Source organism: Patulibacter sp. NPDC049589 (genome assembly GCF_040675535.1).
Taxonomy (GTDB): domain Bacteria; phylum Actinomycetota; class Thermoleophilia; order Solirubrobacterales; family Solirubrobacteraceae; genus Patulibacter.
In genome coordinates this window covers 1-10,921 of record NZ_JBFAPC010000180.1, presented here as the reverse complement: position 1 = coordinate 10,921, position 10,921 = coordinate 1, and the positions used below count along the sequence as shown (strand labels likewise).

The 10,921-nt window shown below is 74.8% G+C and carries 7 protein-coding genes; 3 read left to right on the top strand and 4 right to left on the bottom strand.

The window, feature by feature from the left end; translation table 11 throughout:
- Positions 1-100: 100 nt before the first annotated feature.
- Together AB0L40_RS23615 and AB0L40_RS23610 are read right to left on the bottom strand one after the other, a co-directional pair.
- Entirely contained in the window at positions 101-1,717 is a 1,617-nt protein-coding gene (locus AB0L40_RS23615; RefSeq protein WP_364360530.1) for a transglycosylase SLT domain-containing protein, read from the bottom strand.
- 369 nt (positions 1,718-2,086) lie between these two features.
- Complete coding sequence (locus AB0L40_RS23610; protein WP_364360528.1) at positions 2,087-2,674, bottom strand: MarR family transcriptional regulator; 588 nt, start codon at positions 2,672-2,674, stop codon at positions 2,087-2,089.
- A 174-nt stretch (positions 2,675-2,848) separates the two neighbouring features.
- Between AB0L40_RS23610 and AB0L40_RS23605 the strand changes: the two genes are divergently transcribed.
- The 3 genes from AB0L40_RS23605 (at position 2,849) to AB0L40_RS23595 (ending at position 5,662) form a co-directional block, all read left to right on the top strand.
- Complete coding sequence (locus AB0L40_RS23605) at positions 2,849-4,942, top strand: ABC transporter transmembrane domain-containing protein (RefSeq protein ID WP_364360526.1); 2,094 nt, start codon at positions 2,849-2,851, stop codon at positions 4,940-4,942.
- Positions 4,943-5,012: 70 nt separating this feature from the next.
- Positions 5,013-5,252: a type II toxin-antitoxin system prevent-host-death family antitoxin gene (locus AB0L40_RS23600; protein ID WP_364360523.1), complete on the top strand. Its 240-nt coding sequence runs from the start codon at positions 5,013-5,015 to the stop codon at positions 5,250-5,252.
- Positions 5,249-5,662: a type II toxin-antitoxin system VapC family toxin gene (locus AB0L40_RS23595; RefSeq protein WP_364360521.1), complete on the top strand. Its 414-nt coding sequence runs from the start codon at positions 5,249-5,251 to the stop codon at positions 5,660-5,662. The genes AB0L40_RS23600 and AB0L40_RS23595 overlap by 4 nt, the downstream gene beginning before the upstream one ends.
- Positions 5,663-5,714: 52 nt before the next feature.
- On the opposite strand, the gene AB0L40_RS23590 is transcribed toward AB0L40_RS23595, so the two are convergent.
- Both AB0L40_RS23590 and AB0L40_RS23585 read right to left on the bottom strand, forming a co-directional pair.
- Entirely contained in the window at positions 5,715-8,087 is a 2,373-nt protein-coding gene (locus AB0L40_RS23590) for a LuxR C-terminal-related transcriptional regulator (protein WP_364360519.1), read from the bottom strand.
- A gap of 15 nt (positions 8,088-8,102) precedes the next feature.
- Complete coding sequence (locus AB0L40_RS23585; protein WP_364360517.1) at positions 8,103-10,649, bottom strand: hypothetical protein; 2,547 nt, start codon at positions 10,647-10,649, stop codon at positions 8,103-8,105.
- Positions 10,650-10,921 lie beyond the last annotated feature (272 nt).

Here is a 10,921-nt window from a genome sequence, read left to right as displayed (position 1 = left end):
CGCGCGACGACGCGGACTGACGCGGCGCCGGGTCAGACGAGGACCCGCGCGCCGCCCGGGAACGACGCGCCGCCCCGCGCGGGCGCCGCCCGCCCGGGCCCTACTTCGCGACGCCCGCCTGCCGCAGCACCGGCGCGAGCTCCTTCGTGGCCGCGCTGGAGAACGTCAGGTGGATCGCCGTCGGCTCGCGGACCCAGGCGATCAGGTCCAGCGCCTGCAGGCGGGTCAGCGTCCACTGGAACAGCTGGGCGGTGTCGCCCTTCGGGTACGTGCGCGAGATGTCCATCGCCCAGCCGGTGGTGTGCTGGGACAGCGCGTGGGTGGCCTGGACGTTCTCCGCGCCGAGCATCGCCTGGTAGTCCTTGTCACGCACCGAGCTCGTGACCACGAGCTTCGTCGCGGGCTTCGCGTCGCCGTTGAGGGCCTGCACCGCGGCGCCGACCGTCAGCAGCCCGGCCAGGGCGCCCGGGCGCAGGGCCCGGTAGCGGCGCTTGGACTGCTTCAGGCGTGGGGCCAGCTCGCCCATCGCCGGGTCGATCGCCAGGCCGTTGGCACGCATCGCGGCGCGCGGCAGGCCCTCGACCTCACCCGTGCGCTCGGCGTCGGCCAGGTCGGACGGGTCGGCGAACGTCTTCGTGGTCTCCACCGGGTGCAGGACGTCCTCGCTGGAGGCCTTGCGGTTCTGCCGCTCGTTCTCGGTCGTGAGCGCCGCCTTGTCCTGCCGGTACAGGCGCATGATCCGCTCCGCCGCGCCGACCCGCCACAGGTACGACGTGGAGTCGTCGCTGAGCTTCAGCGCCTGCGTCATCGCCTCGGGCGTCCGGCGCGGGTCGATCGAGAAGTACATCCGCACGTAGGACGTCGTCCCCTGGCCGACGGCGGTCATCAGGTTCTGCAGGTTGCCGACGCCCATGTGGTAGCTGGCGACCGCCAGGTCGTCGCGCCCGTCGAGCTTGCCGCGGGCGAAGTCGAGGTACTTCGCGGTGGCCTCGAGGGCCTTCTTCGGGTCGAAGCGCTGGTCGATCCGCGCGCGGGCCGCGCGCAGCCGGGTGGCCTCCTTCGTCCGCCCCCGCGCCGTCTCGCGGGCGATCCGCCCGGTCAGCGTCTTCGAGCGCGCCAGGTCGATCTTCATGCCGAGCAGCTGCGTGCCGGTGCCGGCGACGATCTGCGTCAGCCCCGCCGCGCCGGAGAGGTCGCCGGTGGCGAGCACCTCGGGCCGGCCCGCGCTCTCCAGGTAGACCATGCCCTCCAGCACGTTCGGGTCCTCGTCCGTCGCCTTCGCGATCTGCTCGATCAGCGGCCGGTACTTCGCGACCCGCTCGGCGGACGCGACCGCGCCGCCGGGGACGAGGCGGTAGAGCGGGTTCGCGAAGCCGGCCTCGGCGCGACGCGTCAGGTCGGCGGCCTGCCGCTCCGGGTCCGCCCGGAGGATCCTCAGCGCGGCGCGGCCGAGCGGTGAGGTCGACCCCGGGTCGGCCGGAACGACGCCCCGCTCCTCCGCGTCGTCGCCCCCGCCGCCGCAGGACGAGATGAGGAGGACGAGCGCCAGCAGGACGGCCAGGATCGCGGCGATGACGAGCCACGGGGGGTCGCGCCGGACGCCCCCGGTGCGGGGACGACGACGGGCCCCCGGAGGACGCGGGGTCGGGGCGGCGCCGGCCGGGCGCCTGCGGGGACGAGGGCGTGTCCGGGCGGGCCGGGGGAGGCGGTCGGGCACGGGCGGCATGCTCGCACGACCACCCCGGGCGGCGCCGCGGTCGTGCCGCGCGGGCCGGGTCCGGAGTGCTCGACCGGCCCCGGTGGGCCGGGGGGCCGCCCGCCCCGGCGGGCGTTGCGCCGGCCGTTCCGGATGGCGTCCGCACCACCGCCGTCCCGTCCCGCAGCGTGTGACCCACGCGTCGGCCGGCGGAGGGGAGGGCGGGTCGGGCCCAGGTTGTCCCGACCGGTTCCGGCGAACCCGGGCAGGAGCCGCGGAGGGGCCGCGACGGACCGGCGTCCGTCCGAGGGCGCGGTCAGCGTCCTCCGAGCACCAGCGGGTGCTCGGGTCCGAGCGCGGGGTCGGCTGGTGCTCTCGCGGCGGCCACGCTCAGCAGCGCGGCCGCGGGTTCAGGTCGATCTTCGCGAGCAGCCGGCGCATCTGCAGCTGCTCGTCCTCGCTGAGTGCGGAGAGCAGCTCGCCCGCCGCCGTCCGCCGGGCCTCGGCCATCTGCGCCAAGCGCTCGTGGCCGGTGTCGGTCAGGTGGACGAGTGTCGAGCGGCGGTCGTTCGGGTCCGGGCGGCGCTCGATCAGCGCCTCGCCCTCGAGCGTGTCGACGAGCGTCGTCACCGTCCGCGGCACGACGTGCATGCGGTCCGCGAGGTCGACCATCCGCATCGGCTCCCCGACGCTGCCCAGCGTGCGCAGCGCCCGGGCCGCCGCCGGCGTGAGCCCGAGCGGGGCGAGCATCTGGCGCGACTGGAAGTGGATCGCGCGGGCGGCGCGGGCGAGGAGCTCGCCGAGGGGCGGCGGCTCGGTGTCGTCCGCGGCCGGGGTCCGGGCGCGGAGGGCGGCGACGGCCTCCGGGGACGCGTCCGCCGGATCGCCGAGCGCGGCGGAGGGATCCGCGAGCGCGGCGAGCGTCCCCGCGACCGCTTCCGCGGCGGCGGCGCGGACGGGGGTCGCGTCGTCGGCCATCAGGGAAGCCTACCACCGATGCCGTGGGGTCCACATTATGAGGTTCACTCCGTATCTGCTAGATTGCTGAGCACTACTCACTAAGCCTGAAGAAGGCCCGGACCGCCGGCCACCGCAACCGATGCGGCGGCCATCCGCCCCGCGGTCCGTACCGCGACAGAGGAGACGCTCGCGATGACCAGCGCCCCGAACCCCACGCCCTTCACCCGATCCACCGACCCGGCCGGCCGCGACGCGGCCCCGCCGTCGGTGGTCGAGATCGAGTCCACGGCCCCCGCGGCCGGGGGCTCCACGGCGTCGCGCCCTCCGGCCGACGCAGCGTTCCCCGCGGGCGGTCCACCGTCCGCCGGCGGTCCACCGTCCGGAGGCGAGCCCCCACGCAGCGGCCGGCCGACCGGCGGCGGCCGCGACGGTGACGCCCCTGACGACGGCGCCCCGGGCGGCCGCGGGGGTGGCGACCGGCCCGGCGGCGACGTCGAGCCCGGCGCCCGCCGTCCCAAGGGGGCCGACGCGCTCGACCTCAAGCGGATCATCCGGCTCTTCCGCCCCTACCGCAAGCGCGTCGGCGCGGTCGCCGGCCTGATCGCCCTCTCGGCGATCATCGGCCTGGCCCAGCCGTTCCTCCTGCGCGACGTCGTCGACCACGCGCTGCCGGACCGCGACACGAGCCTCCTGACGATCCTCGTCGTCGGCATGATCGGCGCGGCCGTCATCGGCTCGATCCTCGACGTCGGGCAGACCTGGCTGAGCAACACGATCGGCCAGCGGGTCATGCACGACCTGCGCACGTCGGTCTACGCGCACCTGCAGAGGATGTCGCTGGCGTTCTTCACGCGGACGCGCAGCGGCGAGGTCCAGTCCCGCATCGCCAACGACATCGGCGGCATGCAGGGCGTCGTGACGTCGACCGTGACGAGCTTCGTCAGCTCCTTCACCACGGTGCTCGCGACGCTGACGGCGATGATCTTCCTCGACTGGCGCCTGGCGCTGGCCACGCTGCTCGTCGTGCCGTTCTTCGTCTGGCTCAGCCGGACGGTCGGCAAGGCGCGGCGGCGGATCGTCACCGTCCGGCAGAAGCGCCTGGCGGACATGTCGGCGATCGTCGAGGAGTCGCTGTCGATCTCCGGCATCGTCCTGACCCGCACGATGGGCCGCTCCGGCGACCTCGTGAAGCGCTTCGCCGCCTCGTCCGACACCGTGGCGGACCTCGAGGTCCGCTCCGCGATGGCCGGCCGCTGGCGCATGTCGACGGTCCAGATCGCGTTCGCCACCATGCCGGCGCTCGTCTACTGGATCGCCGGCTACACCTCGGCGCACGGCGGCTCGTTCGTCACGATCGGGACCCTCGTCGCGTTCACGACGCTGCAGACCCGGCTGCTGATGCCGATGGTCACGCTGCTGCGCCTGGGCGTCGAGATCCAGACCTCGCTGGCGCTCTTCACCCGCGTCTTCGAGTACCTGGACACCCCGATCGACGTCGTCGACCCGGAGGAGCCCGTCCGCCTGGACCCGAGGACGGCCCGCGGCGAGGTCGCCTTCGAGCACGTGTCCTTCGCCTACGACGAGCGCTCCGGCAAGACCCTGGACGATGTCGACCTCACCGTCCCCGCCGGCGGCACGCTGGCGATCGTCGGCGAGACCGGCTCGGGCAAGACGACGCTCGGCTACCTCGTCGCCCGCATGTACGACGTGGGCGAGGGCCGCGTCACGATCGACGGGGTCGACGTCCGCGACCTCTCGCTCGAGGACCGCTCCGGCCTGGTCGGCGTCGTCGCCCAGGAGACGTACCTGCTGCACAGCTCGATCGCCGAGAACCTGCGCTTCGCCAAGCCCGACGCGACCGACCAGGAGCTGGAGGACGCCGCCCGCGCCGCCCAGATCCACGAGCTGATCGAGCGCCTGCCCGACGGCTACGACACCGTCGTCGGCGAGCGCGGCTACCGGTTCTCCGGCGGCGAGAAGCAGCGCCTGGCGATCGCCCGCGCGATGCTCCGCAACCCGCCGGTCCTGATCCTCGACGAGGCGACGTCCGCCCTGGACACCCGCACCGAGCACGCGGTCCAGGAGGCCCTGGAGCGGCTCTCGGAGCACCGCACGACGATCGCGATCGCCCACCGCCTGTCGACCGTCCGCGACGCCGACCGGATCGTGGTCCTGGACCGCGGCCGGATCGTCGAGCAGGGCACCCACGAGGAGCTGCTGGCCGAGGGCAGGGCATACGCGGCGCTGGTCGAGCGCGACCGCGAGGGGCAGACGCTGCCGGCGTAGGTCCCGCTTGCCGGTATCGGGCGGCCGGCGCCGCCGCGTCGGGATGTATCACCGGTGATACGCTCTGGTGATGGAGCACACGGTGTCGATCCGGGAGCTGCGGAACCAGGGCGGTGACGTGGTGGACCGCGTCGCCCGGGGCGAAGGGGTGACCATCACCCGGTCGGGACGCGCCGTCGCGACGCTGCGCCCCGTCGCGACGGCGCCGCTGACGGCGGAAGCGCTGCTGGCCCGTTGGCACGGACTGCCCACCGGCGACGCGGCGGCGTTGCGCCGCGACCTCGACGCCGTCCTGGATCCGTCGCTGTGAGTCCGCGCCACGGGCGCGGTGTCCTGGACACCTCCACGGTCGTCGAGCTGCCGCGCATCACCACGGCGGAATCGCTGCCGGCCGAGCCGGTGATCACGGCGATCACGCTCGCGGAGCTCTCCGTCGGCCCGCTCGTCACCGACGACCCCGCCGAGCGTCAGGTGCGTCAGGCGCACCTCCAGCAGGCCGAGGCGGACTTCGACCCGTTGCCGTTCGACGACCGGGCGGCCCGGGTGTTCGGGCGGGTCGCGGCGTCGCTGCGCAGCTCCGGGCGCAAGCCCGCCGCCCGCGCTCACGACGCCCTGATCGCCGCGACGGCGCTCGCCCACGACCTGCCCGTCTACACCACGAACCCGCGCGACTTCGAGGGCATCGACGGGCTCGAGGTCGTCGCCGTCGACGTTCCGTAAGGTCCGTCGGCGCGGGGCCCGCGCCGCCCGTACGGTCCGGGCCCGTCCAGGTCTACCCGTCGCCGGTCTCCCGCAGCAACGGGTCATCGGCGATGCCCGGGAGCAGCCCGCGGGTGCGGGCGGCGGCGATCGCGTCGGCGCGCGAGTTGGCGCCGAGCCGGCGGTAGATCATCCGCGCGTGGGTCCGGACGGTGTTCGTCGAGAGGAACAGCTCCGACGCGATCCGGCTCAGCGGCAGTCCACCGGGCAGCATCCGCAGGACCCGGAGCTCCGCGGGCGACAGCGGCGATCCCAGCGTCGCGTTCGACGAGGGACGATCGATGGCCTCCTCGGTGTCGTCGAGGTGGCGGGTCAGGCCTCCGAGGTCGACGCAGTCGTCGGCGATCGCTCGCGCGGCCGCTGCGAGCTGCCGTGCGCTGTCGCGATGGCCGCGCGCCAACTCGAGACGGGCGCGCAACATGAGCGTGAGCAGGTGCTCGACGCCGTCGGGAACCTGACCGGTCGCCGCGGAGGCGCGGTCCAGCATCCGTTCTGCGTGGTCCAGTGCCCCGTATCGCAGGTACGCGGCGCCGCACGCCTGGTACGCGAGCGCGAAGGAGATCGAGGTGCCCGTGACGTCGCATTCGGCCTCCGCGACCGCGGCGCGGCCGTGCTCGACGGCCCGGGCCTGATCCGCGGTGCCGGCGGCGGCGAACGCGAGCATCGCGTGGTGCCAGACGCGCAACGTCTGGTCGGTGCCCGCGGGCGGGACGGTCTTCAGGGCGGCCTCGAGGCGGGGGTCGTCGGTGAGCCACCAGAGCATGGCGCGTTGCGTGGCGGCGGCGAAACGCATGCGAGGGTCCGGTTCCGTGGCGTCCCACCGCTCGTCGACGCAGTCCAGGGCCGTGCGCACGTCGCCGCAGACGAACGAGCTCCGGAGCCGTCGCAGCACCCGCCGCGCCTCGGGGGTCGCCTCGCGAGCGGCGAGGTCCCGGATCGCGCGTCGCTCGGCGGCCCCGAGTCCGTCCCGGAGCGCGACGACCGCCATCCGCAGCGCCGCGACGAAGGTGTCGTGCTCCGCGACCGGCCCGGGGAGGCGATCGAGGATCGAGGTGATCGTGTCGTAGCGTCGGTCGAAGACGAGGTCGAGCCAGATCTCGCTGAGGAGCTCGACGGCCCAGGTCGCGTCGCCGGCGTGGATGGCGTGCTCGATCGCGTCCTCGTACCGGCGGGCCTCCGCCAGCCAGGCGCCCGCTCGGCGGTGGAGGTCTCCGACCGCCTCCGGCTCGCTGCGCCGGAGCTCGGCGCGCAGGACGTCGGCGAGCAGCCGGTGGTAGCGCGCCGTCGTGCCGTCGGCGTCGGTCCGGGCGAGCAGGAGGTTCGATCGCCGGGCGCGGGCGAGGAGCTCTCCGGCGGCCGGGTCGTCCAGCACGGCGCGACAGAGGTCCGCGTCGAGCACGGACAAGATGGACGTGCGGCGCAGGAACGTCCGCATCACGTCGTCGAGCTCGTCGAGCACCTCCTGGACGAGGTACTCGGCGATGTCGAACGGCGTGCCGCCGTCGCGGACGAGCGCGCGCGAGCCGGCCGCTCCCCGCAGCAGGGTCAGGGCGACCGCGGCCGGCCATCCCTCGGTGGCGTCCGCCAGACCGGTCGTCTCCGTCTCCGACAGCCCCACGGCGAGGCGCTCGTCGACCAGGGCGCGGATCTCGCCTGTGGTCAGGCGCAGCTCGTCGGGACCGAGCTCGGTGACGTCGCCGTTGGCGCGTCGTCGGGCCAGTGGCCAGGGCAGCGCCCGTCGACTCGCGAGGACGAGTCGCAGCCGGTTCGGCGCAGCGTCCGCCAGCGATCGGACGACGGCGGCGCTCGGAGTCCCTTCGATGACGTGGCAGTCGTCGACGACGAGCACGGGCGGCCGAGATGCCGCGCCCAGCGCGTTGGACAGCAGCGGGACGACGACCGACGCAGGGTCCGCGCCCGCCACCAGTGCCGGCCACGCGTCACCGGTCTCGTGGCCGGTCCGCTGCAGGGTGCGGAGCACGTGGGCCAGCAGACGCGCCGGCGCGCCGTCAGGGGAGTCCAGGGTGACCCACGCGACGTCGCCACGCCGGGCAGCCCACGTCGCCAGCGTCGTGGTCTTGCCGTATCCGGCCGGGGCCACCAGCACGGTGAGCGTGTCGTCGGCCGCGCGGTCCAAGGCGTTCCACAGGTCCGGTCGATCGAGCACCTCGGCCCGCGCGACCGGACGATCGATCTTCGCGTCGACGACGAGCGGCGTCGCCGGCGCCGTCCTGCGGGCCTCGTGGGAACCGACGGTGTCGGCGGTGGGGGCACGGGGGCCCGGGCCGCGACGCCGGGACCGTGGCGCGCCCGAGAGCCCGTGCGGGGGCGCCGCCGGCCCCCACACGACATCCTCGACGACGGACAGGCCGTTGCCGGCGATCATCGGCTGCCCCGGCTCCTAGCCGACCGACCGCGGGACCGTGAACGTGCGGCCGGGCTTCGAGCCCTTGCGGTCCTCGCCGCCCAGCACGGTGGTCACGAGGCGCACGACCTGGTGCTCGCCGGCCCTCGGCGCCGGGACGTGCACGACGACGCGGCCCGTCCGCGACAGGCGGACGCGGTTGGCCAGGGTGCGCCAGCGTCCGTCGCACGAGGACTTCACGCGGACCTCGACCATCGGTCGCGTCGTCGGCAGCGGCGTCGTGGCCCGGCCGACGACCGTCCAACGGTCGTGCGACGCCGTCGTGACCGACGTGATGGTGAACCGCCGCGTCAGCTTCAGCAGCAGCGAGCGCTTCGTCCCGAGCTCCGCCTGGTAGCGACGCCGGTCCGGCGCCACGCGGTTGCGCGGATCCGGGTCCTTGACGGTCACCGTGAACCGGCCGTCGGTGCCGACCACGGGCCGGCCCACGACCGGCCTGGAGGCGCTGCCCAGGTAGCGGATCGCGACGCGCCGACCCGCGTCACCGCGGTCGGTGACCCCGCTGATCACGACGCCGCGCTTGCCGCGCGTCACGTCGGTCAGCGACAGCGGCACGGCCGAGCAGGCCGGCGCCGGGATCGTGCCGAGACCGGGCCCACCGACGGCGGGCGGGCCGATCGGAGCGAGCTTCGCCGCGACCGCGTAGGTGCGCGTGACCAGCTTCGTGCGTCCGTCGGCGTCGGTCACGGTCGAGGTGATCGTGTACGTGCCCGTCTGGGCCGTCGGAAGGTCCGCGCCGTCGGTGATCGGCACGTCGGTCCCGTCGGGGAGCTGCACCTTCGCGGCGCAGTCCAGGGGCGCGACGCCGCCCGAGCAGCCGAAGTCCACCTTCGACGGGGCGTCGCCCTGCACGATCGTCGTCCCGGCCACCGGGCCGGTGATCGTGACGGCGACCGGCGCGACCACGGTGTACGTGCGCGTCGAGGTGCTCGTGCGGCCGTTGACGTCGGTGACCGTCGCGGTGATCGTGTAGACGCCCGGCGTCCCGGTCGGCAGGTCGCCACCGTCGGTCAGCGGGATCGGCGTCCCGCCTCCCGGAGGGGTCACCGTCGCGGTGCAGCCGTCGACCGCGGGTGCGCCCGGGACGGCTTCGTCGCAGGAGAACCCGCCGGTGAGCGGCTCGCCGGCGACGACCCGCGTGTCCGGAGCGGGGCCGTCGATCTGCGCCACCGGATCCGGCACGCAGCCGGTCACCATCTGCGGCAGGCCGTAGCGGCTCGTCGATCCGGTGGCCAGCAGCACGCCGTCCTGCGCGTAGCCGACGCCGGCGGCGGTCGCCGCGTCCGGGGTCTCGACGACGCTCAGCGCCGCTGCGCCGTTCGCGGCGACGTACATCCGCCCGTCGGGCCCGCGACGCACGGCACCGCCGGTGGCCCCGGTGACCCCGACCGACTCGACGCTGGTCGCGATCTGGGCGCTGGAGCCCGCCTGCAGGTCGTAGCGCAGCAGACGACCGGTGCCGAAGATCCGCGACGCGTAGAGGTAGCGGCCGCTCGACGAGAAGTCGGCGGTGTAGAGCCGGTTGCCGCCGAGCGTGTTCGCCCCGTCCCAGGCGGCGGTCTCGGTCAGCAGGCCGGTCGTCGCGTCGACCCCGAAGAGGAAGTGCTGGCCCGGCTGGCCGGCGCTGGTGCCGCTGGTGGTCATCGAGAGCTGCGTGCGGTTCGGCGAGAGCGCGAAGGAGCCGTAGCCGCCGTTCGGCGTCGCGATGCTGGTGGTGCTCACGACGGCATCGCCGGCGCTCAGGGGCCCGGCACCGTCCGGGTCCGCCGGCGCCTCGCCCTTGAAGAGGTACGCGCTGACGTCGGTGCTGCCGTACGTGAAGGTGATGACCCAGAACCCGGAGCCGTCGGCGTTCGGGACGGCGGTCAGGCCCTCGGAGGCGGCCCCGACGGCGCCCAGGGGCACGGCCTTCGTCGCGGTGACGTCGCCCTTGCCGCCGTTCAGGGTCATGTCGACGACCGAGTAGGAGAGCTGGCCGCCGGCCGGGGTTCCCTCGTTCCCGGACGTCGAGACCACGACGTACTTGGCGAGGTCCGACATCGACGGGAACGCCGCCACCGTCTGCGTCGCGGACACGTTGCCCCCGAGGCCCGACCCGTTGGGCATCGGGTCGCCGTCGCGATCGATCGCGACGATGCCGTCGGACCAGAACTGCAGCGCGCCGGTCTTGTCGGAGATGACCGTCGTGCCCTCGGACGAGACCTGGGTCGACGTCGCCACCGCCGCGGTGGGTGCCGCGCTGCCCGCGGCACCGAAGTCGAGCTCGCCACGGGCGCCGAAGAACCAGTGCTGCTGGGACGCGCGCGCCTCGGCGGACGTGCACGTCTGGGCGGGCGGGGCCGCGCCGGCGACCGGCGCCGCGGCGCCGATGCCCGCGACGGTCGCGAGACCGATCGTGGTCAGGAGACCGGCGGTACGAGCCAGTCGCGTGCGCGGCAGGGACGACGCGGAGCGTCGGGGCCGCCACGTCGCGCCGGAAGCCCGGCGGGACGTGGGAGGTGAGGTGGTTGGCGAGCTCGTCATCGAAGGGTGTCGGTGCGAGGACCGCCATTCCCCCCCCCCCCCCCACACATCTTCGGAGCTGCCCTCCCGCGGCCGGACGGCCGGGTCCGTCGCTCAGCGCAGGTCGAACTCCTCCGCCCCGTCGTCGACGACCGGCGGCGCGGGGGGCGCCGTGGGCGCGGGTGCGCGCGAGGCCGGTGCCGGCGTCGTCCGGGGTGCCGGCGCCGTCCGGGGTGCCGGTGCGGGCATCACGGGTGTGGGGGTGGGCGTCGCGGGCGCGACGGGCCGCGCCG